Source organism: Bradyrhizobium sp. 164 (assembly GCF_023073715.1).
In the GTDB taxonomy this organism is placed as follows: domain Bacteria; phylum Pseudomonadota; class Alphaproteobacteria; order Rhizobiales; family Xanthobacteraceae; genus Bradyrhizobium.
The window spans coordinates 1-24,911 of record NZ_JADPKA010000004.1 but is presented as its reverse complement, the minus strand read 5'-3'; the positions used below and the strand labels follow the sequence as shown (position 1 = coordinate 24,911).

The 24,911-nt window shown below is 64.0% G+C and carries 27 protein-coding genes, 1 tRNA gene and 1 pseudogene; 13 read left to right on the top strand and 16 right to left on the bottom strand.

The features are described from left to right. The first annotated feature begins 25 nt into the window (after window positions 1-25). Complete coding sequence (trxA, locus tag IVB01_RS01370) at window positions 26-346, top strand: thioredoxin (RefSeq protein WP_074121876.1); 321 nt, start codon at window positions 26-28, stop codon at window positions 344-346. Between the two features lie 145 nt (window positions 347-491). Next, window positions 492-1,499 carry an ATP-dependent DNA ligase gene (locus tag IVB01_RS01365; protein ID WP_247419829.1) on the top strand — a complete coding sequence of 336 codons (1,008 nt, stop codon included), beginning with the start codon at window positions 492-494 and terminating at the stop codon, window positions 1,497-1,499. A gap of 12 nt (window positions 1,500-1,511) precedes the next feature. Here the strand turns inward: IVB01_RS01365 and IVB01_RS01360 are convergent, their stop codons facing one another. The 12 genes from IVB01_RS01360 to aroA all read right to left on the bottom strand — a co-directional run bounded on the left by IVB01_RS01360 (window position 1,512) and on the right by aroA (window position 13,569). Further along, window positions 1,512-2,252 carry a metallophosphoesterase family protein gene (locus tag IVB01_RS01360; RefSeq protein WP_247276512.1) on the bottom strand — a complete coding sequence of 247 codons (741 nt, stop codon included), beginning with the start codon at window positions 2,250-2,252 and terminating at the stop codon, window positions 1,512-1,514. A gap of 17 nt (window positions 2,253-2,269) precedes the next feature. Then, entirely contained in the window at window positions 2,270-3,613 is a 1,344-nt protein-coding gene (locus IVB01_RS01355; RefSeq protein WP_247276513.1) for a folylpolyglutamate synthase/dihydrofolate synthase family protein, read from the bottom strand. Further along, a complete protein-coding gene (accD, locus tag IVB01_RS01350; RefSeq protein WP_247276514.1) occupies window positions 3,610-4,551 on the bottom strand; it encodes an acetyl-CoA carboxylase, carboxyltransferase subunit beta in 942 nt (313 codons plus the stop codon). The genes IVB01_RS01355 and accD overlap by 4 nt, the downstream gene beginning before the upstream one ends. 111 nt (window positions 4,552-4,662) lie before the next feature. Beyond that, window positions 4,663-5,499, bottom strand: coding sequence for a tryptophan synthase subunit alpha (gene trpA / locus IVB01_RS01345; RefSeq protein ID WP_247276515.1), 837 nt, complete (start codon window positions 5,497-5,499; stop codon window positions 4,663-4,665). Then, window positions 5,496-6,710, bottom strand: a complete 1,215-nt coding sequence (gene trpB / locus IVB01_RS01340) for a tryptophan synthase subunit beta (protein ID WP_247276516.1) — start codon at window positions 6,708-6,710, stop codon at window positions 5,496-5,498. The genes trpA and trpB overlap by 4 nt, the downstream gene beginning before the upstream one ends. Then, window positions 6,707-7,378, bottom strand: coding sequence for a phosphoribosylanthranilate isomerase (locus IVB01_RS01335; protein ID WP_247276517.1), 672 nt, complete (start codon window positions 7,376-7,378; stop codon window positions 6,707-6,709). Before IVB01_RS01335 ends, trpB begins: the two co-directional genes overlap by 4 nt. Window positions 7,379-7,444: 66 nt before the next feature. Further along, entirely contained in the window at window positions 7,445-7,837 is a 393-nt protein-coding gene (locus tag IVB01_RS01330) for a lipopolysaccharide assembly protein LapA domain-containing protein (RefSeq protein WP_247276518.1), read from the bottom strand. Window positions 7,838-7,908: 71 nt separating this feature from the next. Next, window positions 7,909-8,214, bottom strand: coding sequence for an integration host factor subunit beta (locus tag IVB01_RS01325; protein ID WP_008539997.1), 306 nt, complete (start codon window positions 8,212-8,214; stop codon window positions 7,909-7,911). 173 nt (window positions 8,215-8,387) lie between these two features. Further along, on the bottom strand, window positions 8,388-9,368 hold the full coding sequence (sppA, locus tag IVB01_RS01320) for a signal peptide peptidase SppA (RefSeq protein ID WP_247276519.1): 981 nt from the start codon (window positions 9,366-9,368) through the stop codon (window positions 8,388-8,390). 255 nt (window positions 9,369-9,623) lie between these two features. Then, window positions 9,624-11,330, bottom strand: a complete 1,707-nt coding sequence (rpsA, locus tag IVB01_RS01315; protein WP_247276520.1) for a 30S ribosomal protein S1 — start codon at window positions 11,328-11,330, stop codon at window positions 9,624-9,626. Between the two features lie 266 nt (window positions 11,331-11,596). Then, the gene (gene cmk, locus IVB01_RS01310) at window positions 11,597-12,235 is read right to left on the bottom strand and encodes a (d)CMP kinase (protein ID WP_247276521.1); all 639 of its coding nucleotides are present in this window, start codon (window positions 12,233-12,235) and stop codon (window positions 11,597-11,599) included. Next, entirely contained in the window at window positions 12,232-13,569 is a 1,338-nt protein-coding gene (gene aroA, locus IVB01_RS01305; RefSeq protein ID WP_247276522.1) for a 3-phosphoshikimate 1-carboxyvinyltransferase, read from the bottom strand. Before aroA ends, cmk begins: the two co-directional genes overlap by 4 nt. A gap of 159 nt (window positions 13,570-13,728) precedes the next feature. Between aroA and IVB01_RS01300 the strand changes: the two genes are divergently transcribed. The 3 genes from IVB01_RS01300 to IVB01_RS01290 all read left to right on the top strand — a co-directional run bounded on the left by IVB01_RS01300 (window position 13,729) and on the right by IVB01_RS01290 (window position 14,683). Beyond that, the gene (locus tag IVB01_RS01300) at window positions 13,729-14,136 is read left to right on the top strand and encodes a TIGR02300 family protein (RefSeq protein ID WP_247276523.1); all 408 of its coding nucleotides are present in this window, start codon (window positions 13,729-13,731) and stop codon (window positions 14,134-14,136) included. A gap of 93 nt (window positions 14,137-14,229) precedes the next feature. Further along, a tRNA-Ala gene (locus tag IVB01_RS01295) sits at window positions 14,230-14,305 on the top strand. A gap of 135 nt (window positions 14,306-14,440) precedes the next feature. Further along, entirely contained in the window at window positions 14,441-14,683 is a 243-nt protein-coding gene (locus IVB01_RS01290; protein ID WP_247276524.1) for a GIY-YIG nuclease family protein, read from the top strand. Between the two features lie 16 nt (window positions 14,684-14,699). On the opposite strand, the gene IVB01_RS01285 is transcribed toward IVB01_RS01290, so the two are convergent. Further along, window positions 14,700-15,161 (bottom strand): MarR family transcriptional regulator, encoded by a 462-nt coding sequence (locus tag IVB01_RS01285; RefSeq protein WP_247276525.1) that lies wholly within the window; start codon window positions 15,159-15,161, stop codon window positions 14,700-14,702. Window positions 15,162-15,313: 152 nt separating this feature from the next. On the opposite strand from IVB01_RS01285, the gene IVB01_RS01280 reads away from it, so the two are divergent. The 8 genes from IVB01_RS01280 (at window position 15,314) to IVB01_RS01245 (ending at window position 22,851) form a co-directional block, all read left to right on the top strand. Then, window positions 15,314-15,739, top strand: a complete 426-nt coding sequence (locus IVB01_RS01280; RefSeq protein ID WP_247276526.1) for an organic hydroperoxide resistance protein — start codon at window positions 15,314-15,316, stop codon at window positions 15,737-15,739. 175 nt (window positions 15,740-15,914) lie between these two features. Then, window positions 15,915-17,120, top strand: coding sequence for a CaiB/BaiF CoA-transferase family protein (locus tag IVB01_RS01275; protein ID WP_247276527.1), 1,206 nt, complete (start codon window positions 15,915-15,917; stop codon window positions 17,118-17,120). A 398-nt stretch (window positions 17,121-17,518) separates the two neighbouring features. Beyond that, window positions 17,519-18,835, top strand: a complete 1,317-nt coding sequence (ugpB, locus tag IVB01_RS01270) for a sn-glycerol-3-phosphate ABC transporter substrate-binding protein UgpB (protein ID WP_247276528.1) — start codon at window positions 17,519-17,521, stop codon at window positions 18,833-18,835. Between the two features lie 49 nt (window positions 18,836-18,884). Next, window positions 18,885-19,766, top strand: a complete 882-nt coding sequence (gene ugpA, locus IVB01_RS01265; protein ID WP_247303926.1) for a sn-glycerol-3-phosphate ABC transporter permease UgpA — start codon at window positions 18,885-18,887, stop codon at window positions 19,764-19,766. Beyond that, window positions 19,766-20,614 carry a sn-glycerol-3-phosphate ABC transporter permease UgpE gene (gene ugpE, locus IVB01_RS01260; RefSeq protein WP_247276530.1) on the top strand — a complete coding sequence of 283 codons (849 nt, stop codon included), beginning with the start codon at window positions 19,766-19,768 and terminating at the stop codon, window positions 20,612-20,614. The genes ugpA and ugpE overlap by 1 nt, the downstream gene beginning before the upstream one ends. Window positions 20,615-20,634: 20 nt before the next feature. After that, entirely contained in the window at window positions 20,635-21,720 is a 1,086-nt protein-coding gene (locus tag IVB01_RS01255) for a sn-glycerol-3-phosphate import ATP-binding protein UgpC (RefSeq protein WP_247276531.1), read from the top strand. Window positions 21,721-22,102: 382 nt separating this feature from the next. Next, complete coding sequence (locus tag IVB01_RS01250) at window positions 22,103-22,528, top strand: Hsp20 family protein (protein WP_014438749.1); 426 nt, start codon at window positions 22,103-22,105, stop codon at window positions 22,526-22,528. 50 nt (window positions 22,529-22,578) lie between these two features. Beyond that, window positions 22,579-22,851, top strand: a complete 273-nt coding sequence (locus IVB01_RS01245) for a DUF1150 domain-containing protein (protein WP_007598581.1) — start codon at window positions 22,579-22,581, stop codon at window positions 22,849-22,851. Between the two features lie 202 nt (window positions 22,852-23,053). On the opposite strand, the gene ptsN is transcribed toward IVB01_RS01245, so the two are convergent. From ptsN to IVB01_RS01230, 3 genes and pseudogenes are all read right to left on the bottom strand, one after another. After that, the gene (gene ptsN, locus IVB01_RS01240) at window positions 23,054-23,515 is read right to left on the bottom strand and encodes a PTS IIA-like nitrogen regulatory protein PtsN (protein ID WP_027514736.1); all 462 of its coding nucleotides are present in this window, start codon (window positions 23,513-23,515) and stop codon (window positions 23,054-23,056) included. 220 nt (window positions 23,516-23,735) lie between these two features. After that, entirely contained in the window at window positions 23,736-24,338 is a 603-nt protein-coding gene (raiA, locus tag IVB01_RS01235; RefSeq protein WP_247276532.1) for a ribosome-associated translation inhibitor RaiA, read from the bottom strand. Window positions 24,339-24,421: 83 nt separating this feature from the next. Further along, window positions 24,422-24,911 (bottom strand): annotated as a pseudogene (locus tag IVB01_RS01230) (RNA polymerase sigma-54 factor); the annotation flags it as partial.

Sequence of the window (24,911 nt, the reverse complement as noted above, 5' to 3'; positions counted from 1 at the left end):
TCTTTCAACCGAGTGAGGTACTCCAATGGCCGTTAGCAAGGTTTCCGACGCCGATTTCGAAACCGAAGTGCTCAAGGCGAACGGCCCCGTGGTCGTCGATTTCTGGGCCGAATGGTGCGGCCCCTGCCGCATGATCGCGCCCGCGCTCGACGAGATCGCCGGCGCGATGGGCGACAAGGTCAAGATCGTGAAGCTCAACGTCGACGAGAGTCCGAAGACCGCGTCCAAGTACGGCGTCATGTCGATCCCGACCCTGATGATCTTCAAGGGCGGTGAGATGGCTTCCCGCCAAGTGGGCGCGGCGCCGAAGGCGAAGCTTCAGCAGTGGATCACCTCCGCGGTCTGATCCGCCTCGCGCAGGATTATTTTCGAAAGCGGCCGGCGAAAGCCGGCCGCTTTGCGTTGACGGGACATGTTCAGCGTAGGACGAGTCCCAGCCCTTGCCAGCCCCTCCCGCAAAACGCGCCCGAAAATCGGCCTCTCTCGTAGCAATGGAGGCGAGGTCGGTCGAGGCGATCCCGCGCGGCAAGGAATGGCAGTACGAGCCGAAATGGGATGGCTTCCGCTGCTTGCTGGCGCGCAGTGGCAGCAACGTCGATCTTCGCTCGAAGTCCGGCGAGGATCTCGCGCGCTATTTTCCTGAGATCGTCGCCGCCGCGCTGAGCCTGAAAGCGGATCGTTTCACGCTCGACGGCGAGATCGTCGTGCCGCACGGTAAAGGCTTTTCCTTCGACGCATTGCTGCAACGAATCCATCCTGCCGCAAGCCGCGTGAAGAAACTCTCGCAGGATACGCCGGCGCTCTACCTCGTCTTCGACCTGCTCGAAACGGCCAAGGAGAAGCAGCTTGCCGGAAAATCGCTGAGCGAGCGGCGCCCGCTCCTGGAAGCATTTGCGAAAGACCATTTGAAGAACAGCCTTTTCCATCTCTCGCCGGCGACGACGAGCTACGCCACCGCCCAAAAATGGCTGGCGCAGTCGGGCGGCGGCTCGGACGGCGTCATCGCCAAGCGCATCGACCTGCCCTACCAGGCGGGAACGCGCGAGGGCATGCAGAAGATCAAGAAGTTTCGCAGCGCCGATTGCGTGGTCGGCGGCTTCCGCTATGCCAGCAATAAGATCGGCGGACGCAACGTGGTCGGCTCGCTGCTGCTCGGGCTCTATGACGACAATGGCTTGCTGCACCATGTCGGCTTCACCTCGGCCATCAAGGCGCAGGAGAAGCCGGCGCTGACCGATCGCCTGGAGGCATTGATTGGCGAGCCCGGTTTCACCGGCAACGCCCCGGGCGGACCGAGCCGCTGGTCCACCGAGCGCTCGGCCAAATGGTGTCCGCTCAAGCCGAAGCTGGTGATCGAGGTCTGCTACGACCATTTCAGCGGAGAACGCTTTCGCCACGGCACCTCGATCCTGCGCTGGCGTCCCGACAAGGCACCACGGCAATGCACATTCGAGCAGTTGATGCAGAAAGTGGCCGATCCGATGAAATTATTGAAGTGAACGTAGCCGCAGCTACTTGATCCACCCCGTCGCCAGCGCATTCGCCAGTTCGGGCTGATTGTTGCGTCGCGCCAGCGCGGCCATGGCCTCGTGATCATAAGCGACGTGGCGGAACGTCACCTGCCAAGCGCCGTCAGCGAGTTCGAGAACGGCATAACGCGCGTGCGGCGTGCCGGCTTCGACGGCATGCGGGAATGGATGCTTGTCCCGAAAGCCGGGACTGCCGACGCTGCCGGGATTGACGATCAGCCGCCCGTCGGGCAGGCGCACGGCCCGCGCAAGGTGGGTGTGGGCGCAGAGGATCAAGGATTGCGTGATGCCTTGCGCGAATGGTTCGATGCGATCGAGCGGCGATAGCGCGACCGTGCCGTCGGGACGCACGGTATCGAGCCAGTACACCTCGTCGCTGCCGGGCGTCGCATGGCAAAGGAACACCTGTTCTCGGAAGACCCGTGTCATCGGCTGCGCGCGCAGCCAGTCGAGCTGCGCGGCGTCGATCTGCGCATGGGCGGGGCGATCCCACGAGCCCATCTTTTCCGGAGCGCGGTCGAGCAGATAGCGATCGTGATTGCCAAGCACGTGCACGGCGTCGATCCTCATCAGGATCTCGATCGTCCTGCGAGCATCGAGTGGCCCGCTCAGCATGTCGCCGAGATTGACGATGTCGGCAATGCCGAGTGTGCGGATGTCGGCGAGCACCGCTTCGAGCGCGAGGTAGTTTCCGTGGACGTCGGCAATCGCAGCAAAACGCATCGTGGTCACCGTAGTCGCTATGCAGGAGGCGTGCCGTTGATTGCGAGCACGTGGCCGGCCAGATACAGCGAGCCGGTGATCAGGATGCGCGGCGGCACCTCGTAGGCGAGCTTCGCCAATGCGCGCAGCGCAGCTTCGATGCCGGGCGCGGGCTCCACACGCATGCCGAGGCTGCGCGCGGCGTCCGCTAGGCGGTCGACCGGCATCGCGTTCTCGGTATCAGGGATCGGCACCGCGATGATGTGACGGGTAAGCCCGGCGAAATTGGCAAGAAAACCCTGCGCATCCTTGTTGGCCATCATGCCGGCGATGACGACCAGCGGCCGCGACACCCGCTCTTCGAGATCACCGAGCGCGGCGGCGGCCACGCGGCCGCCTTCAGCATTGTGCCCACCATCGAGCCAGATGTCCGAGCCCTGCGGTCCCCAAGAGAGCAGCTCCCCCGAGGTGATGCGCTGCATTCGTGCCGGCCATTCCGCCCCGACGATACCGGCCTCGAACGCCGTCTGGCTGACCTTGAACGCCGGGACGGCGCGCAGCGTCGCGATTGCAAGGCCGGCATTGTCGAACTGGTGGCGGCCGAACAGGCGCGGCGCCGCAAGATCCATCAGGCCGCGATCGTCAGAATAGACCAGACGTCCGCGCTCGACATTGACGTGCCAACTTTCGTTCGCCGCAAACAGCGGCGCACGCATGCGCCTGGCCTGTGCTTCGATCACGGTCATCGCCTCGGCAGCCTGCTCGGCACAAATCACGGGCGCGCCACGCTTGATGATCGCGGCCTTCTCGCCGGCGATGGATGCCAGGGTGTCGCCGAGGAAGTCCATGTGGTCCATGCTGACAGGCGTGATCACGCAGGCCGCCGGCGCATCGACCACATTGGTCGAATCGAGCCGGCCGCCGAGACCAACCTCGAGCAGCACCACGTCGGCCGCATTTTGCGCGAACAGATGAAAGGCCGCGGCGGTCTTCAGCTCGAACAATGTCGCAGCCTCGCCGGCATTGGCGCGCTCGATCTCTTCCAGAGCGGTGCGCAGTTCATCATCGCTGACGAGCACGCCGCCGCCGACGCGACCGAGCCGGAAGCATTCGTTGATGCGGACGAGATAGGGTGAGGTATAGGCGTGGACGCGCAAGCCTGCGGCCTCCAGCGTCGCGCGCAGATAGGCGAGCGTGGAGCCCTTGCCGTTGGTCCCGGCGATGTGGATCACCGGCGGCAGCTTGCGTTCGGGATGGCCGAGCCGCGCGAGCAGACGATGCATCCGCTCGAGCCCGAGATCGATGCGTTTCTGATGCAGGGCCGACAGCCGCCCGATCAGTTCGCCGAGCGGCGGCTTTGTGCTGTCAGAGGAGGCGTTCACGCGTGGGGCGCAGCCGGCGCCGTCTCGGCGGCCGATACGATCTGCGCGGGGCTCGCGACCGGCTGCACCGATCTCGATGCGCCTTCCTGCGGCGGCGCCTTGGTCAGCAAGCGGCAGAGCCGCGCCAGGGTCGGACGCAATTCGTGGCGATGTACGACCATGTCGACCATGCCGTGCTCCTTCAGATACTCGGCGCGCTGGAACCCCTCGGGGAGCTTTTCGCGGATGGTCTGCTCGATCACGCGCGCGCCGGCGAAACCGATCAACGCGCCGGGCTCGGCAATGTGCACGTCGCCCAGCATGGCGTAGGACGCGGTGACACCGCCGGTGGTCGGATTGGTCAGCACGACGATATAGGGCAGTTTTGCCTCACGCAGCATCTGCACCGCCACCGTGGTGCGCGGCATCTGCATCAACGACAAAATGCCTTCCTGCATGCGCGCGCCGCCCGATGCGGCAAACACGATGAATGGCGACTTCTTCTCGACCGCGAGCTCCATTCCACGCACGATGGCTTCGCCCGCGGCCATGCCGAGCGAGCCGCCCATGAAATCGAAGTCCTGCACGGCGACGACGACGGCGGAGCCTTCAAGCTTGCCGTAGCCGACCTTGATCGCGTCGTTGAGGTTGGTGCGCGCGCGCGCATCCTTGATGCGGTCGACGTATTTTTTCTCGTCGCGAAACTTGAGCGGGTCGGGCGTGACCTCGGGCAGCGCGACGTCGAACCAGGTCTCGTTGTCGAAGATCGACTTCAACCGCGCCACCGCGCCCATGCGCATGTGGTAGTTCGAGCCGGGGATGACGAACTGGTTGGCCTCGACGTCCTTGTAGAACACGAGCTGTCCGGAATCCGGACACTTGATCCACAGATTCTCCGGCGTCTCCCGCCGCAGCATGTTGCGGATCTTCGGCCGGACCACATTGGTAAGCCAGTTCATGCTTTGCTCCGATGCGCGAACCCGCCTCGCGGGTCGCCTGTAGAATATATGGCGGCCGGGCCGCTGCCCGGCAAGCTGCCGTGTCGCCTGCCCGGAAAGCGGAACTATGGCCTATTCCGCCGCTTGCTGCGCCCCCTTGACGCCCTGGGCCAGGGCCGCCGTCAGCTCGGCGACGGCGTCAACGGTTTTATCGGTCGCTCGCCCCTCGGCATCGAGGCTGTTCTTGAGCGCATCCACCAGTGCTGTGCCAACCACCGCACCATTGGCGTGCGAGGCGATCGCCTTGGCTGTCTCCGGCGTGCGGATGCCGAAGCCGACGCAGACCGGCAGCTTGGTATGTCGCTTGATGCGCGCAACGGCTTCGCTCACCGCCGAGGAGTCCGCAGCCGCCGCTCCGGTGATACCGGTGATCGAGACGTAGTAGACGAAGCCCGATGTGTTGGCGAGCACGGCCGGCAGGCGCTTGTCGTCGGTGGTCGGCGTCGCCAGGCGGATGAAGTTGAGGCCGGCCTTCATCGCCGGCAGGCACAGCTCGTCGTCTTCCTCCGGCGGCAGATCGACGATGATGAGGCCATCGACACCTGCGCTCTTCGCGTCAGCCAGGAACTTGTCGACGCCGTAGATGTAGATCGGATTGTAATAGCCCATCAGCACGATCGGCGTCGCGTTATCGTCCTTGCGGAAGCCGCGCACGAGCTCTAGCGTCTTCTTCAGCGTCATGCCGGCCTTGAGCGCGCGGAGACCCGCGGCCTGGATCGACGGACCATCGGCCATCGGATCGGTGAAGGGCATGCCGATCTCGATCACGTCGGCACCCGACCGCGGCAGCGCCTTGATGATCTCGAGCGACGTCGCCGCATCAGGGTCGCCGGCCATCAGGAAGGTCACGAAGGCCGGGCGGCCCTGCTTCGCAAGCTCGGCAAAACGGGTGTCGATACGCGTGCTCACTTCTTGCCCCTCAGGATGTCGCCGACTTGCGGGACGTCCTTGTCGCCCCGGCCGGACAGATTGACGACCATCAGGTGATCCCGAGGCCGCTTCGGCGCGAGCTCCATCACCTTGGCGATGGCGTGCGCCGGCTCGAGCGCCGGAATGATGCCTTCCAGCCGCGACAGCAATTGGAACGCAGCGAGTGCTTCGTCGTCCGTCGCGGAGAGATATTTGACGCGCCCGACCTCGTGCAGCCAGGAATGTTCGGGGCCGATGCCGGGATAGTCGAGACCGGCCGAGATCGAATGCGCGTCCTGGATCTGACCGTCCGCATCCATGAGAAGATAGGTGCGGTTGCCGTGCAGCACGCCGGGACGGCCGCCCGCGATCGAGGCGGCGTGCAGCTGCGTGAGTCCGTGGCCGGCGGCTTCGACGCCGAAGATCTCGACGGAGGGATCATCGAGGAACGGATGGAACAGGCCCATCGCGTTCGAGCCGCCACCGATGCAGGCCACCAGCGAGTCCGGCAAGCGGCCCTCGATCTCCTGCATCTGCGTCTTGGTCTCGTTGCCGATGATCGACTGGAAGTCGCGCACCAGCGTCGGATAGGGATGCGGGCCCGCCACCGTGCCGATGCAATAGAACGTGTTGTGCACGTTGGTGACCCAGTCGCGCAGCGCTTCGTTCATGGCGTCCTTCAGCGTGCGCGTGCCTGACTGCACCGGCATCACCTTGGCGCCCAGCATCTCCATGCGGATGACGTTGGGCTGCTGCCGCTCGACGTCAACGGCGCCCATATAGACCACGCATTCGAGGCCGAAGCGCGCGCACAGCGTCGCGGTGGCGACACCGTGCTGGCCGGCGCCGGTCTCGGCGATGATGCGCTTCTTGCCCATGCGCCGCGCCAGCATGATTTGGCCGAGCACATTGTTCACCTTGTGTGAGCCGGTGTGGTTGAGCTCCTCGCGCTTGAGATAAATCCTGGCGCCGCCGAGATGCTCGGTCAGGCGCTCAGCGAGATAGAGTGGCGAGGGCCGGCCGACATAGGTCTTGAGGTAGCCGTTCATCTCGGCCTGGAACGCCGGATCGGCCTTGGCTTCGGTATAGGCCTTCTCCAGATCGAGGATCAGCGGCATCAAGGTTTCGGCGACGAAGCGGCCGCCGAAAATACCGAAATGGCCGCGCTCGTCGGGGCCACTACGGTAGGAATTGGGTTTGGCGACGTTCATCGGACACTCAACTCTTGGCTCGTATCTTGGCTGGCGCGCGCGGCGCGGATGAAGGCCTTGATCATCTCCGGATCTTTCACGCCCGGAGCGCTCTCGACACCGGAGGAGACGTCGACGCCGCCGGCTCCGGTGACGCGGAGGGCTTCCGCAACGTTGTCGGCGTGAAGCCCGCCCGAGACCATATAGGGCAGGCTCACATCGAGATTTTGGAGCAGGTGCCAGTCGAAGGGGGCGCCGAGACCACCGGGGCGGGTTGCATCTTTCGGTGCGCGCGCATCGAACAGGATGCGGTCGGCGACTGCGGCGTAGCCGGGCAGCACCGCGAGATCGGCAGATGTGGCGACCGGCACCGCCTTCATCACCGGACGGCCGAACCGCTGCTTGATGTCGCGCAGCCGCGCCACGCTCTCCTTGCCATGGAGCTGAAGAATGTCCGGCGCCAGCGCGTCCATGATGTTGTCGAGCATGGCATCGTCGGCATCGACGATCAGCGCGACCTTGAGCGCACGGCGCTTCACCTGGCGCCCGAGATCGCGTCCCGCTTCCAGCGACAGGTGCCGCGGCGACGGCCGAAAGAACACGAAACCCACCATGTCGGCACCCGCCTCGAGCGCCACCTCGAGCGTCTCGGGCGTGGACAGACCGCAGATTTTGACGAGCAGGGACATGGTCTCAAAGCGGATGGAGGCCGCGGGCCCGCGGCCGGAAAACAGGGCTTTCGATTGCGGCCGCTTCTACAACGTCGCGCGCTGCTTGTCTCGCCCGATGGGCCCATAAAGGCCGACCCCCGAAGGGACTGGGAGGCGCTGGGACTCGGGCCTTGCCGCCGCCATTTGGGCCCGCAGATCGGCCAGTTCGCCCCTGGCAGCGCGTGCATCCGCCTCATTGCGGCGCGCCGCGCGCCGCCAGTGCCACTGGCCGAGCCAGACTGCGCATCCACCCGTCAGCACGCCAAGGGCAGCGACCAGGATCAAAAGCAGGAACAGCGGCAAGGTGACCGACAGCGAGGGGTCGGCCGACATGAAGGGATCGAAGGAGACGGTGACGAAATGCCGGTTGGCGACGGCGAAAACCAGCAGGAGCAGGCCCAGCGGAATCACGATCAGCGCGGTCAGGAACTTTCGCATCTCGCTTCGCTCGCCTTGAATCAAGCTTGCGGCCGCATCATGCGCGACCGCAGAAAATCCTGATGCCCGGCTCAATCTGCCGCGCCGGGATCCGGATGGTCGCGGTTCAGCCGCTCGCGCATTTCCTTGCCGGTCTTGAAGAACGGGACGCTCTTCTGGTCGACAGGCACATGAGCGCCGGTGCGCGGATTACGTCCGGCGCGTGCAGGGCGATGCTTGACCGAGAAGGCACCGAAGCCGCGCAGCTCGACGCGATCACCGCGTGCGAGGGCCGCTACGATCTCTTCGAGAATCGCATTCACAATGTTCTCGACATCCCGCTGGTACAGATGCGGGTTGTGCTCGGCGATACGCTGAACAAGTTCGGATTTGATCATCGAGAGATAGGACCCGGGAGCGTGCGGATGACCATTTCCGTGAAAATACCTTGATCTGTCAAGACGCTAAATCAAGATTGAGCGTCGTGAAAATACGTGACAAATGCCGAAAAAGCAGGCTGTGCCGGCACCCGTCACGCGGGAAAACCCCCGCACGCTCGCCTCGGTTCCGGTCAGTTTGACGCGGCCGGCTGCCACAGGGCCAGCATTCCATCCATTCCGAACCGATCGACCGCCTGTGCGACGCCGGTTTGCCCGATTTGATGCGCAATCGAGCTCAAACCCAGCGCTTCCAGCGTCACGGCGGCGGCCGTCTTGAGGAAGGGCAGATCGCCGAAGCGCGGCTCGAGCTTGTAATCGCGCACGCTGAGCCCCTTCTTGACGCCCTTCTGCTCGACCAGCCAGGTCACCGCCGTCTTCTCGTCGCCGATCTGGTCGATCAGCTTGAGATCGATCGCCTGGCGGCCGGTGAAGACGCGGCCATCGGCCACTTTCTCGAGCAGCGTGTCATCCATGCCACGCCGTTCCTTCACCAGGCCCCTGAACCAGGCGTAGGAATCCTTCACCAGCGCATCGAGCGCGGCCCGCGCCTCGGGGCTGGTGGGCTCGAAACCATTGGGCGCGGCCTTCAGCGGCGACGACTTCACCTCCTCGACCTTGACGCCGATGGTCTTCAGCAACTCGGAGACATTGGGGTATTGAAACAACACGCCGATCGAGCCGACCAGCGAGCTCTGCTGGGCGATGATGTGGTCGCTGGCGATCGCGGTGATGTAGCCGCCGGAGGCGGCAAGGCCCTCGACCACGACGACGAGCGGCTTCTTCGCCTTCAGTCGGGTGAGCGAATCGTAGAGCTGCTCGGAGCCGGCGGTGGTGCCGCCCGGCGAGTTGACGTGAACGATGACGGCAGCGGCCTGCGAATTCTCCAGCCGCTCCAGCGCCTGGGTGCGATCGGAATCGCTGCGGATCAGGCCCTCGATGTGGACGCGCGCGATCGAACCAGCAGACGCGAACGTGCCGCGCGCACCTGGTGTCGCGATCAGCGCAAAGCTCGCGATCGCCGCGATCGCGATCAGCGCGGCCATCACGCGCCAAAACGTCAGCTTGCGGCGGATCCTGCGGCGATCGACGATGATGTCCGAATCCAGCGACATCGGAATATCTCCAAAATGAAAGACGGAGCGCGTTGTGCCGTCACAGCGTGACCGTCGGCTTATTCTCGATACATCAATTGCGGCGCAATTTGAAGAAAACAAGGCCCGTCCTAGCCCGGATGGAGCGAAGCGCAATCCGGGATTGGCGGCGCAAGGACTTTCCCGGATGACGCTGCGCTCCATCCGGGCCGCGAGCACGCAACAAAAAGCCCCGGCTCGCGCCGGGGCTTCGATGCAGCGAAACGTGCGTTTCGCTTACTTGTTGTCGCGGTTCTTGAGCGCGGTGCCCAAGATGTCGCCGAGCGTTGCACCCGAATCGGAGGAGCCGTACTGCGCGATGGCTTCCTTTTCTTCGGCGACTTCGAGCGCCTTGATCGACACCTGGACCTTGCGGGCCTTCTTGTCGAACTGGATCACGCGGGCATCGACCTTCTCGCCGACGGCAAAGCGTTCAGCGCGCTGGTCGTTGCGGTCACGGGCGAGCTCCGAGCGCTTGATGAAGGTCGAGAAGTCGGTACCGGCGATCTTCACCTCGATGCCGCTCTCCTTCACTTCGAGCACTTCGCAGGTCACGACCGCGCCCTTCTTGACATCGCCCGGCTCGGCGAAGGGGTCGCCTTCGAGCTGCTTGATGCCGAGCGAGATGCGCTCCTTCTCGACGTCCACGTCGAGCACCACGGCCTTGACCATGTCGCCCTTCTTGTAGTTGTCGATCACCTGCTCGCCCGGAAGCTTCCAGTCGAGGTCGGAGAGGTGGACCATGCCGTCGACGTCGCCTTCGAGACCCAGGAACAGACCGAACTCGGTCTTGTTCTTGACCTCGCCTTCGACCACCGAACCGGTCGGGTGAGCTTCGACGAAGACCTCCCAGGGGTTGCGCATGGTCTGCTTGAGGCCGAGCGAGATGCGGCGCTTGACGGAATCGACTTCCAGCACCTGCACGTCGACTTCCTGCGAGGTCGAAACGATCTTGCCGGGGTGCATGTTCTTCTTGGTCCACGACATCTCGGAGACGTGGATCAGGCCTTCGATGCCCGGCTCGAGCTCGACGAACGCGCCGTAGTCGGTGATGTTGGTGACGCGGCCGGTGAAGCGGGCACCCAGCGGGTACTTGGCTTCGATGCCCTGCCACGGATCATCCAAGAGCTGTTTCATGCCCAGCGAGATGCGGTGCGTCTCGTGGTTGATCTTGATGATCTTGACCTTCACGGTCTGGCCGATCGAGAGCACCTCGGTCGGATGGTTGACGCGGCGCCAGGCGATGTCGGTGACGTGCAGGAGGCCGTCGATGCCGCCGAGATCAACGAACGCACCGTAGTCGGTGATGTTCTTGACCACGCCGTCGATGACCTGACCCTCTTCGAGATTCTGCACCAGCTCCTGACGCTGCTCGGCGCGGGTCTCTTCCAGCACGGTGCGGCGGGACACGACGATGTTGCCGCGACGGCGATCCATTTTGAGGATCTGGAACGGCTGCGAATTGTTCATCAGCGGCGCGACGTCGCGGATCGGACGGATGTCGACCTGCGAGCGCGGCAGGAAGGCCACGGCACCGTCGAGGTCGACGGTGAAGCCGCCCTTGACCTGGTTGAAGATGACGCCGTTGACCTTCTCGTTGTTCTGGAACGCCTTCTCGAGCTTGCCCCAGCTCTCTTCGCGGCGCGCCTTGTCGCGCGACAGCACGGCTTCGCCGAGGGCGTTCTCGATGCGATCGAGGAACACTTCCACCTCGTCGCCGACCTTGATCTCGCTGTCACGGCCGGGGCCGGAAAATTCGCGCAGGGCAACGCGGCCCTCGGTCTTCAGGCCGACGTCGATGACGGCCATGTCCTTTTCAATTGCAACCACCTTGCCCTTGACGACGGAGCTTTCCTGCAGGTTGCCGCCTGCGAAGGATTCGTCGAGCATCGCGGCGAAATCGTCGCGCGAGGGGCTATAGGTATCAGCAGAAGTCGAAGCCATTTGTTCTCCAGTTGCGGAAGTCTTGCCGGCCGTTGGGTTCATGGGCGCATCGCACACGCAGTGTCGGAAGGTCCGCAAGACCTTCGAGCGACCGCTCGCGGCTCCGGCTCGGTGCTGGAGCAGCGGAAGCGGGCCGGCTGAGGCCCGCGCGTTCGATACGTGGAAATTCTTGTCCGGAGCCTGGATCGCGTCGGCCCCAAATAGGGACCGAAGGTTATCGACCTCAAAGAGCGGGAGCGGGCGCTTCCTCCAATGACGGCTGCGGCTTAACCCCGCGACCGGCCCGCTCGGACGGCCTCGATAATGTCGATGGCAGCCCGGACGCCGCCTTCTATATCCAGTTGGGAGTTATCAAGCAAGTAAGCATCCGGCGCCGGCTTTAAAGGCGCAATCGGCCGGTTCTTGTCGCGCTCGTCGCGCTGCATGATGTCGGCAAGCACGGCCGCCTCGTCCGCCTCCTCGCCCCGCGCCCGCGCCTCCATGGTCCGGCGGTGAGCGCGGACCCTGGGGTCGGCGACCACGAAAATCTTCACGTCGGCATGGGGGCAGATCACGGTTCCAATGTCCCGGCCATCGAGCACGGCGCCGGGCGGATCGGCGGCGAATTGCCGCTGGAAATTGACCAGGACTTCGCGGACTCTCGGAATGGCCGAGACGATGGAGGCCCCCTCGCCGACCGTCTGGGTCTTGAGGACGGGATTGCCGAACTTTTCGGGGTCGAGTTCCAGCGCCGCCGCGACCGCGGCTGCCTCGTCGCGGAGATCATGACCGGACTGCATCAGCTCGTAAGCCACTGCGCGATAGATGACGCCGGTATCGAGATGGCGATAACCGTAATGGTGGGCGAGGCGCTTGCCGAGCGTCCCCTTGCCCGAGGCTGCGGGCCCGTCGATGGCGATGATCATGAAAACTCGGCCCCTAGCGAACGCATCATCGGAATGAAATCCGGAAAGCTGGTGGCGATGAAGGCGGTGTCGTCGACGCCGACCGGCTGGTCGGACGCGCAACCCATCACCAGCGCGGACATCGCGATGCGATGGTCCATGTGGGTGGCAACAACGCCCCCGCCGGGCACGTGACCGCGGCCTTCGACGATCAGATCGTCACCGGAGACCTCGACCTTGACGCCGTTGACGCGAAGCATGTCGGCCGTGGCCTCGAGCCGGTCGGATTCCTTGACGCGCAGCTCTTGCAGGCCGCGCATGATGGTCGTGCCCTCGGCGAAAGCGGCCGCGACGGCCAATACGAGGTATTCGTCGATCATCGAGGGCGCGCGCTCCGGCGGCACCTCGACGCCGCGCAGCTTCGACGCGCGCACGCGCAGCTGGGCCATCGGCTCGCCGGCGTCGCGTCGTACGTCGCTCTCCTCGATCGAGGCGCCCATTTCGCGCAGCGTGGTGAACAGGCCGGTGCGCAGCGGATTGGTCATTACGTCGGACAGGACGACGTCGGAGCCATCGGCGATCAGCGCGGCAACGACGGGGAAGGCCGCCGAGGACGGGTCGGCCGGCACGATGACGTTGGCACCGTGCAGCTCTGGCTGGCCTTGAAGCGTGATGCGGCGGCCGTGCTGGCCTTCCTTCGTGGAGGTGATGGCGGCACCAAAATGCTGCAGCATCAGCTCGGTATGGTCGCGGCTCGCCTCGGTCTCGATCACCGTGGTTGTGCCCGGCGCAGCCAGGCCCGCGAGCAGCACGGCCGATTTGATCTGGGCCGAGGCGACCGGGGTCATGTAGGTGATCGGCAGCGGATCGCGCGCGCCCTGCAGGGTCAGCGGCAGACGGCCGCCCTCGCTGCCCGACAAGGCCCTGGCGCCCATCTGTTCGAGTGGATCGAGGATCCGGCGCATCGGGCGGCTGCGCAGCGAGGCGTCCCCGTCGAACACCGCCGAGATCGGGCAACCCGCGACGGCGCCCATGACCAGGCGGCAGCCGGTGCCGGAATTGCCGAAATCCAGCGCCGCCTTGGGCTGGGCGAAGCCACCGACGCCGACACCGTTCACCGTCCAGGCGAAATCACCGGTGCGCTCGACCCTGGCGCCCAGCGCCTGCATGGATTTGGCGGTGTTGAGAACGTCTTCGCCCTCGAGCAGTCCCGAAACCCGGGTCTCGCCGACCGCGAGCGCCCCCAGGATCAGGGCGCGGTGGGAGATCGACTTGTCACCGGGTACCCGTACTTTCCCGGTCAGGGGGCCGCTGGCGCGAGACTGCAGCGGCCTCGGTTGGTCGGAATGGGTCAAGATTGTGTCCTTGGATGCGCCCTAAGGGGCTGGGGCGCAGGTACCACATGGTCCGCGCCCCGTCACGGGCATGTCGTTCTCCTGTAATGCGCTATTGACAGCGGGCCGCCAACTAGCCAAGTGAAGCACCGCTTTTCAGACATTCCCAGGATTCCTGCCGTGGCCAAGTCCGAACTCGGAACTAAACGTATTTGCCCGACCACGGGCAAGAAGTTCTATGACCTCAACAAGAATCCGGTGATCTCGCCCTATACCGGCGAAGTGGTGCCGATCGCCCCGGTCGCGCCCGCACGTGCGTCCCGCGGCGCCGAAGCCCGCAACGTGGCCCCGGACACGACGCCGGAGCCGGCAGAGGCCGAGGAGTTGGTCTCGCTCGAGGAGGCCGACGCCGAGGAGAACACCGGCAAGGTCAAGGCCGTCGTTCCGGAGTCCGAGGACGACATCGAGGTCGACGAGACCATCGAGGATGACGATGACGACGATTCGACCTTCATTGCCGACGACGAAGAAGGCGATGAGGACGTAACCGACATCATTGGTGATGTCGGAGGTGATGAAGAGACTTGAGATCAGCCCTGATCTGTGAAAAAGGGTGCACCGCGCGAGTCACCAGGGCTCGCCGGTTGGGGTGATCCACCAGGTTCATCCGGTCTAAGTTAAGGGGCCATAGCTCAGCTGGGAGAGCGCTTGCATGGCATGCAAGAGGTCGGCGGTTCGATCCCGCCTGGCTCCACCACGCTTCGCCCTTCGGGCTTCGCGTGGCGCAGCCACGCAGAGCCCGAAGGGTAAAGCGTGGTGTCCGGCGTAGCCCGAAGGGCGAAGACGGACTGGTGCGACGCCCACCTAACGACTACCCAGGCGATAGGCGTCAATGTGGTACGTCTACATTCTCCAAAGCGTTGACTTTCCTGATCAGGAATACATCGGCGCCACGGAAGATTTGAAGCGGCGAATTCCGGAACACAATGCCGGCAAATCTAGCCACACCGCTAAATATAAGCCTTGGAAACTGATCTGGTACTGCGCCTTCCCCGACAAGTACAAAGCTCTGGCGTTTGAAAAGTACCTGAAGTCTCATTCCGGCCGCGCCTTCACGAAGAAGCGGCTTTCCTAGGCTCTGACGAACTCCCCTACTCCCCGATCACCGCATTGAGCCGGTCGCGCAATGCGACGATCTCGTCCTTCATTGCGACCAGTTCCGGCACCGAGCAATCCGAGGCCGCCAGAATGGATTGCGGCACGCTGCGTGCCTTGTCCTTCAGCGCCTGGCCCTGCGGCGTCAGGGCGATCAGCACCTGACGCTCGTCCTCGCTCGAGCGGGTGCGCCTCACGAGATGGGCGGCCTCGAGCCGCTTGAGCAGCGGCGTCAGCGTGCCCGAATCCAGGAACAGCTTCTCGCCGATGTCCCTCACCGGTACGTCGTCGCGCTCCCATAGCACCAGCATCACCAGATATTGCGGATAGGTCAGGCCGAGCCGACCGAGCAGCGGCTTGTAGACACGATTGAAAGCATGCGCGGCCGAATAGACCGCAAAGCAGATCTGATTGTCGAGCCGCAGCGGCGCGTCCGCTGCCGATGGTTTCCGGGCCATGGGGACTCTCACGGGATTTGCCCGTATTGTGGGGTCGGGCGGCCGTAAATTCAATTGCAAACAATTAAATGTGAGGCACTGTAATTTCAGTTGTGCGCGATCTAATTGAAGCGATACAGATCGCGTCCACCCGAACCCCCAGGGAGATGAAAATGTCCGTGAACGTCCTCTACAAGACCAGTGCCAAGGCGACCGGCGGCCGCGACGGCCATGCTGCAACGCTCGACGGCGCCCTAGACGTCAAGCTGACCACGCCGAAGGAGCTCGGCGGCGGAGGCGGCGCCGGCAACAATCCCGAGCAGCTGTTTGCGGCGGGCTATGCGGCCTGCTTCATCGGCGCGATGAAGTTCGTGGCGTCGCAGGGCGGCCCCAAGGTTCCCAATGACGCGTCCGTCACTTCGACCGTCGGCATCGGCCCGCGCTCCGAGGGCGGTTTCGGTCTCGAGATCGATCTCGCCGTCTCGCTGCCGGGCCTGGCTCGCGCCGAGGCTGAGGCGTTGGTCGAGAAGGCGCACCAGGTGTGCCCGTACTCCAACGCCACGCGCGGCAATGTCGACGTTCGTCTGACGGTCGTCTGACCGCAATTGCGGATTGGCTGGCCCGAGATCCCCCTCGGGCTGGCCGCTTCCCATTGGTTTGCCATTCTGGGATTGCGCCGCGGCGGCGCATGCGGCCCTACGCGCGAAGCCATTGCTGGGATGCACGAACCTCGCTAGGCCTGTGATCAAGCATCGACACAGGGGAAGCGAAGGCATGAGTTCTGAAGCCGCCACAGGTGCCATGAGCGGATTGCGCGTCATCGATCTCACGCGCGTGCTCGGCGGTCCCTACTGCACCCAGATCCTCGCCGACCACGGCGCCGACGTGATCAAGGTCGAGCCGCCCGCGGGCGACGAGGTGCGCGAATGGGGCCCTCCCTTCCATGAGGAGGATGCGGCCTATTTCGTCGGCATCAACCGCAACAAGCGCTCGATCGGCCTCGACCTCGCCTCCGAAGGCGGCCGCGCCGTGCTGCTGAAGATGCTGGAGACGGCCGACGTCCTGATCGAGAACTTCAAGCCAGGCACGCTGGAGAAATGGGGCATCGGCAACGAGGTGCTGCGCGCAAAATTCCCGCGCCTCGTGCACTGTCGGATCTGCGGCTTCGGCGCCGACGGCCCGCGCGGCGGCAATCCCGGCTATGACGCCATCATCCAGGCCATGACCGGCATGATCGCGGCGACCGGCTCGCCGGAGAGCGGCCCGATGCGGATCGGCGTGCCGCTGGTCGACATCACCACTGGCCTGTACGCGGCGATCGGCATCCTGATGGCGCTGTCGGAGCGCCAGCGCTCCGGCAGGGGCCAGTTCCTGGAGACGACGCTGTACGAGACCGGCCTTGCCATCATGCATCCGCACACCGCCAATTATTTCATGCATGGCAAGCCACCCGCGCTCACTGGCAACGAGCATCCCAACCTCGTGCCTTACGCGATCTTCCCGACGAAAACCGACAACATCTTCATCGGCGTCGGCAACGACGGCACGTTCCGCAAGCTCGCCAAGGAGATCGGCAAGCCCGAGCTCGGCACCGATCCGCGCTTTGCCCGCAACAAGGACCGCATCGCCAATCGCGAGGCGCTGCGCGCCGAACTCGCCGCGGTGTTCAGCCAGCACGAGGCCGAGCCGCTCTGCAACCGCCTGCTCGCGGCGGGCCTGCCCGCTGGCCCGGTGCAGAAGATCGACCAGGCACTCACGAATCCGCACACGATCGCGCGCGGCGATATCATCGAGAAGGATTGGTACAAGGGCGTCGCCTCGCCGATCCGGCTCGACCGCAGCAAGCCGAGCCTGCGCCGCCTGCCGCCGAAATTCAGCCAGCACGCGGCTGAGGTGCTGGGCGAGTTCGGCTACTCCCGGGCGGACATCGACGCGATGGTCGAAAAGGGCGTGGTCTGCGGCCCCGAGCGTAAGCGCTGAGGCCTCGTGAAATAGACTTCAGCGTTGCCGCAACGGCGGTGCGCTCCCTCCCCGCTTGCGGGGGAGGGTTGGGGAGAGGGCGTCTCCAGAACGGGACAATCCCCAAGCGGAGAGAGCAGTCACCCGCGCCTTCGGCGCGACCTCTCCCGCAAGCGGGAGAGGTGTTCGAGATCGCCGCCTGATGGACAACTCACGTCATCCAATGCCGCACTGCGGCGCGAGCACGCGTGTGCAGCGCGAACGCACGGCGCGGTCTCCCGCACGCCTTCGCCTATTTTCCGGCTTCCCTTTTCCAGCGCTTGCCGCTTTCGTTTCGGCCGCTTACACAGTCATGTGAACGTCATGTGGCACTGCTAGCGCAAGCGCTTCTTTATTGACGGGCAAGGGAGGTTTTCTTGATGGCTCTTCGACATTTTGGTGCGGCTGCGGCTGTCGCAGTCACGGTCGGCATGATGGCCTCGCCGGCCCTGGCCGTGACCGACATCCAGTGGTGGCACGCGATGACCGGCGCCAACAACGACGTCATCGTCAAGCTCGCCACCGACTTCAACGCGTCGCAGAGCGACTACAAGGTAATCCCGACCTACAAGGGCAACTACCCCGACACGATGAACGCCGGCATCGCGGCCTTCCGCGCCGGCAATGCGCCGCACATCATGCAGGTGTTCGAGGTCGGCACCGCCACCATGATGGCGGCGACCGGCGCGGTGAAGCCGGTCTACAAGCTGATGGCCGAGACCGGCGAGAAGTTCGATCCGAAGGCCTACCTGCCCGCGATCACCGGCTATTACTCGACCTCGAAGGGCGAGATGCTGTCCTTCCCGTTCAACTCGTCGTCGACGGTGATGTGGGTCAACCTCGACGAGCTGAAGAAGGCGAACGTCGCAATCCCGAAGACCTGGCCTGAAGTGTTCGATGTCGCCAAGAAGCTGCACGACAACGGCCACCCCACCTGCGGCTTCTCCAATTCCTGGGTCACCTGGGTCAATCTCGAACAGCTCTCCGCCTGGCACAACGTGCCGCTGTCGACCAAGGCCAACGGCCTCGACGGCTTCGACACCGTGCTCGAATTCAACGGCCCGCTTCAGGTCAAGCACCTCGAGAAGCTGGTCGAGCTCCAGAAGGACAAGACCTACGATTATGCCGGCCGCACCAACACCGGCGAAGGCCGCTTCACGTCAGGTGAATGCCCGCTCTATCTGACCTCCTCGGCGTTCTTCGGCAACGTCAAGGCGCAAGCCAAGTTCGCCTTCACCGCCGTGCCGATGCCCTATTATCCCGACGTCAAGGGCGCACCGCAGAACTCGATCATCGGCGGCGCCTCGCTCTGGGTGATGGGCGGCAAGTCGGCCGACGAGTACAAGGGCGTCGCGAAATTCCTGGGCTTCCTGTCCGACACCGACCGCCAAGTCTACATCCACAAGGCCTCCGGCTATCTGCCGATCACCAAGGCGGCCTATGAGAAGGCCAAGGCGGAAGGCTTCTACAAGGACCAGCCCTATCTCGAGACCCCGCTGCTCGAGCTGACCAATAAGGAGCCGACCGAGAATTCCCGCGGCCTGCGCCTTGGCAACATGGTGCAGCTCCGTGACGTCTGGTCGGAAGAGATCGAGCAGGCGCTCGCCGGCAAGAAGACCGCCAAGCAGGCGCTCGATGCCGCGGTCGAACGCGGCAACACGATGCTGCGGCAGTTCGAAAAGACCGCCGTGAAGTGAGGCGATCGGCGGCAGGCCGGTAACCCGGCCTGCCGCTCCTGCGCGCATCATGCAAAAGCAAGCCATTTTCCAATCGAAGCTATTGCCCTACGCGCTGGTTGCGCCGCAGCTCGCGATCGTCCTGATTTTCTTCTACTGGCCGGCGTTGCAGGCAGTGATCCAGTCCTTCCTGCTCCAGGACGCCTTCGGTCTTTCGACGAGCTTCGTCTGGTTCGACAACTATCTCGAGCTTCTGCAGGACCGCGCCTATTTCGAAGCGATCGTGCGGACCTTCTTCTTCTCGTTCGCCATCGCGGTCTCATCGCTATCCTTTGCGCTGCTCCTCGCCGTGATGGCGGACAAGCCGCTGCGCGGCTCGATGCTCTACCGCACGCTGCTGATCTGGCCCTATGCGGTGGCGCCGCCGGTCGTCGGCGTGCTCTGGATTTTCATGCTGCATCCCTCGCTGGGCGTGCTCTCGCGTTATTTGCGCGTCCTGGGCATCGACTGGAATCCGCTGCTCGACGGCGACCAGGCCGCAACGCTGATCATCCTCGCCGCCGCCTGGAAGCAGATCTCCTATAATTTCCTGTTCTTCCTCGCGGGCCTGCAGAGCATCCCGCGAAGCGTGCTGGAGGCCGCCGCGATCGACGGCGCGCGCCCGATGCGCAGGTTCTGGACCGTGACCTTCCCGCTGCTGTCGCCGACCATCTTCTTCCTTTTGGTCGTCAACATCGTCTACGCCTTCTTCGACACGTTCGGCATCATCGACACCATGACCCGCGGCGGTCCCGGCAAGTCGACGGAGACGCTGGTCTACAAGGTCTATTCCGACGGCCTGCTCGGCGGCAATCTCGGCAGCTCCGCGGCGCAATCGGTGATCCTGATGATCATGGTGATCGTGCTGACGGGAATCCAGTTCCGCTTCGTCGAACGCAAGGTGACCTACTGATGGTCGAGGAAGAAGGCTTTCGGCGCTACGTCGCTCATATCATCCTCTGGATCGGGATCGCGATCGTCGCCTTCCCCGTCTACATCGCGATCGTCGCCTCGACCCAGGACAACGCGCTGATCGCGAACGGACAGATGTCGCTGCTGCCAGGCGGTCATTTCTTCAAGACTTACTACCAGACGATCTTCATCGGCACGAGCGGCTCGACCCGGGAGCCGGTCGGCAACATGATGCTGAACTCGCTGGTGATGGCGCTCTTGATCGCGGTCGGCAAGATCGCGATCTCGATCATCTCGGCCTATGCGATCGTGTATTTCCGCTTTCCGTTCCGGATGCCGATCTTCTGGCTGATCTTCATCACCCTGATGCTGCCGGTCGAGGTGCGCATCTATCCCACCTACAAGATCGTCGCCGATCTGCACATGCTCGACAGCTATGCCGGCCTGTCGCTGCCGCTGATCGCGTCGGCCACCGCAACGCTGCTGTTCCGCCAGTTCTTCATGACCGTGCCGGACGAGCTTTTGGAAGCCTCGCGGATCGACGGCGCCGGTCCCTTGCGCTTCTTCTGGGATACGCTGTTGCCGCTGTCGCGCACCAACATGGCGGCGCTGTTCGTCATCCTGTTCATCCTCGGCTGGAATCAATATCTCTGGCCGCTGCTGATCACCACCCGCGACGACATGCAGACGATCCAGATCGGCATCCGCAAGATGATCACCACCACCGACGCGCTGACCGAATGGCCGATCGTGATGGCAACTGCCGTGCTGGCCATGCTGCCGCCGGTGTTCGTCGTCGTCGCCATGCAGAAGCTGTTCGTGCGCGGCCTGGTCGAGACGGAGAAGTAGGTTCTTGCAAGTGAGTTTTCATGGCTAACGTCACCCTGCGCAACGTTCGCAAGACCTATCCCGGCGGCTTCGAAGCCATCAAGGGCATCGACGTCGATGTCGGCGACGGCCAGTTCTGCGTGCTGGTCGGCCCGTCCGGCTGCGGCAAGTCGACCTTGCTGCGCATGGTCGCGGGGCTGGAGACTGTCACCGGCGGCGAGATCGACATCGGCGGCCGCGTCGTCAACCAGATCGAGCCCGCCGATCGCGACATCGCGATGGTGTTTCAGAACTACGCGCTCTATCCGCATATGAGCGTCTACAACAACATGGCCTATGGCCTGCGCAACCGCGGAATGGCGGAAGCCGAGATCAAGACCCGCGTCGGGGAAGCGGCGCGCGTGCTCGAGCTCTCCGCCATGCTGGAGCGCAAGCCGCGCCAGCTTTCCGGCGGCCAGCGCCAGCGCGTCGCCATGGGCCGCGCCATCGTGCGCCAGCCGAAGGTGTTTCTGTTCGACGAACCGCTCTCCAATCTCGATGCCAAGCTGCGCATCGCGATGCGCGTCGAGATCCGCAGATTGCAGCGCCGGCTCAACACGACGTCGATCTACGTCACCCATGACCAGCTCGAGGCGATGACGCTCGCCGATATTCTGGTGGTGATGAATGGCGGCCAGGTCGAGCAGGTCGGCAATCCCCTCGCGATCTACCAAAAGCCGGCCACGACCTTCGTCGCCTCTTTCATCGGCGCGCCGCCGATGAACCTGATGTCCACCCGTCCCGACGAGATCAAGTCGCAGCTCGGCGGCAGCGCGGGCGAAGCCGGCATCCTCGGCATCCGTCCCGAAGACTTCGTCATCACCGACCAGACGCCCGCCGGCGGCGTCGCGCTGCCACTTACCGTTGAAGCGATCGAACGCGTCGGCGCCGAAACCTTCGTCTACGGCTCGCGGGCTCAGGAAGACCAGCGCGTCGCCGCCACGCCCGGCGAGCTGCCGCCCGGCGAGGTCATCGTCCGCCTTCCCGGAACCGAGGCGCCAGCCATCGGCCAGCAGATCCGCGTCGCAGCGGTTCGCCAAAAGCTGCATTTGTTCAGCGGCGATGGGCGGAAGCGGTTGGAAGCCTGACCGGGTTCCGAAGGGACAGCTAACAAAAAGTGCGAAAACAACCCCATGCACAGTAGCGGGGCCTTGTTTTCATTGACATAAATCGGCCTGCAATTTGCCGTCCCCGAACTTGTCCCGGGCGTTGCTCTGGCTGTCGAGAGAAAGGTCGTGGGGGATATCGGCGAGCGGTAGCGACGCCGTCCTACGGACGGCCATGCCCCGGCCATGACGATGTGGAAACGCCCGGCGCGAAGCAAAGCGCATCACATGCGGGAATGCCACCTGTGCAGGGCTCCTGCTACCTGCTTGAACCCACACGGGGATATGCCCATATTGCTGACCAAGGGGTGCCGCTTGCGGGCTCCGACACACCAAAGTCGCTTCTGCGAGGACTTTGTAAACTATGTCTCGTGTTCCAACGCTCTCCAGTCCCTTCCTGCTGGGCTTCGACGAGATCGAGCGCGTGCTCGATCGGGTCGTCAAAGGTGCCGACGGTTATCCTCCCTACAATATCGAGAGGTGCGACCGGTCGGACGGCCAGCCCGAGCGTTTGCGCATCACGCTGGCGGTCGCCGGCTTCACCCGCGACCAACTCGATGTAACTATTGAGGAAAACCAGCTCGTGATCCGCGGGCGGCAGCAGGACGACAAGACCCGGCAATACATCCATCGCGGGATCGCCGCCCGCCACTTCCAGCGCACCTTCGTGCTGGCGGAGGGGATGCTGGTGCTGGGTGCGGATCTGAAGAACGGGCTGTTGTCGGTCGATCTGGCCCGGCCTGAACCGGAGAGGATCGTTAAGACAATCGCTATCAATGAACACGAATAATGGAACGAGTAGCGGACTCGACCGCTTAGTGTTCCAGAGGAGTCGAGACCATGAGTGAAGGTCACGTTGCGTTCGAATACGAAGCCAAGAATGTCTCGCCCGAGACGCTGGCAACCCTCGGCGAAGGCCATATCGCCTATGTGAAGCAGATCCGCTCGGAGGACGTGCCGGGCCTGTTTCCCGAAGCACCGAAAATCGCGCCGGGCTTAAAACTCTTCGCGCTCCACGCCGCCGACGGCACGCCGATCATGCTGACCGACAGCCGCGAAGCCGCGATCGCCAATGCCTGGAGCAACGAGCTGCAAGCGGTGAGCGTGCACTGAGCACGCGCGTCGCGCGAACAGGGTTTCAAACGGGCATGCCTTCATGAGAAGGCGTGCCCGTTTTCATTTCGGGAGATGCAGTCTCGCGCGTCGTCACTGCGAACGCGGCGGAGTGCGGCTTAACTCTCGTGTCCCGGACAAGCTGCAACGCCCAGCGCTGCGCTGCGTCCGGGGCACGCGCCCTTAGAGTCGGCAATGACGCTCAAGCCGCCGTCGCCGGCGGCAGGGCCAGCACCGAATAGATCGCCTGGGCGTCGCGCGAGGCGCGGAGTTTCTTGGCGATGTCCTGGTCGCGCAAGAGGCGAGCGATGCGGGCGAGTGCCTTGAGATGGTCGGCGCCGGCGCCTTCGGGGGCGAGCAGCAGGAAGACGAGATCGACCGGCTGGCCGTCCATCGATTCGAAATCGATCGGGCGATCGAGGCGCGCGAACAGGCCAAAGATCTTTTCCAGCTTGGGCAGCTTGCCGTGGGGAATGGCGACGCCGTAACCGACTGCGGTGGTGCCGAGCTTTTCGCGCTGAAGCAGGACCTCGAACACGGAGCGTTCGTTCTGCCCGGTCAGCTCGGCGGCCTTGGCCGCGAGTTCCTGCAACGCCTGCTTCTTGCTGTTGACTTTCAATGCCGGGAGAATCGCCTCGGGTGCGACCAGATCGGTAATCGGCATGGAAGCTTTCCGAGGTGAATTAAGCCGTCAGGTTCCGATTTGGCCAGCTTGATAGACCAAGCTGCGCCGACGTCAATAACATGAAGCAGGAGGCGGACTTAGCCCCGGTCCTGATGTGGGGCGCTTCTACTCCAACGCAATCCCGGTGCCAACTCCCGCGTGCGGCTTTGCCACGGACATTGTTAAAGGCCCGGGATGGTACGGAGCCCGGGTCTCGGACCTAACCATCGGACTTACCGTCCACCTTGGCCCCCGGAGGGTCGATCCAGCCGACATTGCCATCCGCCCGGCGGTAAATGATGTTCACCCGGCCCGAGGAGCCGTGCTGGAAGACCAGGCAGGGCGCCCCGCTGAGGTCGAGTTCCATGACGGCCTCGCTGACCGAGAGGCGCTTCAGCGAGGTGGTTTGCTCGGCGATGATGACGGGGCTGTAGCCGGCGACCTCGTCCTCGCCTTCGGGCGCCTCGAGCACATAGCTCGTGGCATCGAGCGCAGCCATCGCCTCGGAGGCGACATGGGCCTTGCGGGCGGAACGGTCCTTGAGGCGATTCTTGTAGCGGCGCAGCCGCTTCTCGATCATCACCAGCGCCTGGTCGGCGCTGGCATAGGCGTCCGGCGCGTTCGAATCGGCCTCCAGCGTGATTCCCGAATCGAGATGCAGCGCGCAATCGGTGCGGAAGCCGAAGCCGTCCTTGCTCAGCGTGATGTGACCGGAATAATTGCCGTCGAAATATTTGCGCAGCACCTCATCCGTGCGGTCGGCAACGCGGCCGCGCAGGGCCTCGCCGACGCTGATGCTCTTTCCCGAAATTCGAAGAGTCATGTGATGCCTCGCTTGGTTCAAGTGCCTAGCTTGGATCGGTCTCGATGGGACATCGAGAGTAGCGCGATTTCGCGCCAGCGCAATCAGGCCGGCTCGGTGTTGCGGGGGCGATCGGACATTGCGGTGGCGAGGACGTTACCAAGAGCGCTCTGCTTGTCGCGGCGGCGTTGCACCGAAGAGGGAATGCGCATGGCTTCGCGGTACTTCGCGACCGTGCGGCGGGCAATATCAATGCCCGAAGCGCGCAAGCGTTCCACGATGGTGTCATCCGACAGGATTGCCGTGGGCGCTTCCGAATCGATCAGCTGCTTGATGTGGTGACGTACCGCTTCGGCGGAATGCGCCTCGCCGCCGTCAGCCGAGGCGATTGAGGCCGTAAAGAAATATTTCAGCTCGAACGTGCCGCGATTGGTCGCCATGTATTTGTTGGCGGTAACGCGCGACACCGTGGATTCATGCATCTGGATGGCGTCTGCGACAGCCTTCAGATTGAGCGGCCGCAAATGCGCCACGCCATGGGTGAAGAAGCCGTCCTGCTGGCGCACGATCTCGGTTGCAACTTTCAGGATGGTG

Excerpts from the sequence above, each read along its gene's own strand:
- IVB01_RS01365 (WP_247419829.1), top strand. The coding sequence starts at position 492 with ATGGAGGCGAGGTCGGTCGAGGCGATCCCGCGCGGCAAGGAATGGCAG.
- ptsN (WP_027514736.1), bottom strand. The coding sequence starts at position 23,515 with ATGCCGATTACCGATCTGGTCGCACCCGAGGCGATTCTCCCGGCATTG.
- IVB01_RS01250 (WP_014438749.1), top strand. The coding sequence starts at position 22,103 with ATGTCTCGTGTTCCAACGCTCTCCAGTCCCTTCCTGCTGGGCTTCGAC.
- IVB01_RS01275 (WP_247276527.1), top strand. The coding sequence starts at position 15,915 with ATGAGTTCTGAAGCCGCCACAGGTGCCATGAGCGGATTGCGCGTCATC.
- cmk (WP_247276521.1), bottom strand. The coding sequence starts at position 12,235 with ATGATCATCGCCATCGACGGGCCCGCAGCCTCGGGCAAGGGGACGCTC.
- IVB01_RS01245 (WP_007598581.1), top strand. The coding sequence starts at position 22,579 with ATGAGTGAAGGTCACGTTGCGTTCGAATACGAAGCCAAGAATGTCTCG.
- ugpA (WP_247303926.1), top strand. The coding sequence starts at position 18,885 with ATGCAAAAGCAAGCCATTTTCCAATCGAAGCTATTGCCCTACGCGCTG.
- IVB01_RS01255 (WP_247276531.1), top strand. The coding sequence starts at position 20,635 with ATGGCTAACGTCACCCTGCGCAACGTTCGCAAGACCTATCCCGGCGGC.
- ugpE (WP_247276530.1), top strand. The coding sequence starts at position 19,766 with ATGGTCGAGGAAGAAGGCTTTCGGCGCTACGTCGCTCATATCATCCTC.
- accD (WP_247276514.1), bottom strand. The coding sequence starts at position 4,551 with ATGAACTGGCTTACCAATGTGGTCCGGCCGAAGATCCGCAACATGCTG.
- IVB01_RS01360 (WP_247276512.1), bottom strand. The coding sequence starts at position 2,252 with ATGCGTTTTGCTGCGATTGCCGACGTCCACGGAAACTACCTCGCGCTC.
- IVB01_RS01285 (WP_247276525.1), bottom strand. The coding sequence starts at position 15,161 with ATGGCCCGGAAACCATCGGCAGCGGACGCGCCGCTGCGGCTCGACAAT.
- IVB01_RS01335 (WP_247276517.1), bottom strand. The coding sequence starts at position 7,378 with ATGTCCCTGCTCGTCAAAATCTGCGGTCTGTCCACGCCCGAGACGCTC.
- rpsA (WP_247276520.1), bottom strand. The coding sequence starts at position 11,330 with ATGGCTTCGACTTCTGCTGATACCTATAGCCCCTCGCGCGACGATTTC.
- IVB01_RS01280 (WP_247276526.1), top strand. The coding sequence starts at position 15,314 with ATGTCCGTGAACGTCCTCTACAAGACCAGTGCCAAGGCGACCGGCGGC.
- raiA (WP_247276532.1), bottom strand. The coding sequence starts at position 24,338 with ATGACTCTTCGAATTTCGGGAAAGAGCATCAGCGTCGGCGAGGCCCTG.
- sppA (WP_247276519.1), bottom strand. The coding sequence starts at position 9,368 with ATGTCGCTGGATTCGGACATCATCGTCGATCGCCGCAGGATCCGCCGC.
- ugpB (WP_247276528.1), top strand. The coding sequence starts at position 17,519 with ATGGCTCTTCGACATTTTGGTGCGGCTGCGGCTGTCGCAGTCACGGTC.
- IVB01_RS01330 (WP_247276518.1), bottom strand. The coding sequence starts at position 7,837 with ATGCGAAAGTTCCTGACCGCGCTGATCGTGATTCCGCTGGGCCTGCTC.
- IVB01_RS01290 (WP_247276524.1), top strand. The coding sequence starts at position 14,441 with ATGTGGTACGTCTACATTCTCCAAAGCGTTGACTTTCCTGATCAGGAA.
- trpB (WP_247276516.1), bottom strand. The coding sequence starts at position 6,710 with ATGAACGTCGCCAAACCCAATTCCTACCGTAGTGGCCCCGACGAGCGC.
- trxA (WP_074121876.1), top strand. The coding sequence starts at position 26 with ATGGCCGTTAGCAAGGTTTCCGACGCCGATTTCGAAACCGAAGTGCTC.
- IVB01_RS01325 (WP_008539997.1), bottom strand. The coding sequence starts at position 8,214 with ATGATCAAATCCGAACTTGTTCAGCGTATCGCCGAGCACAACCCGCAT.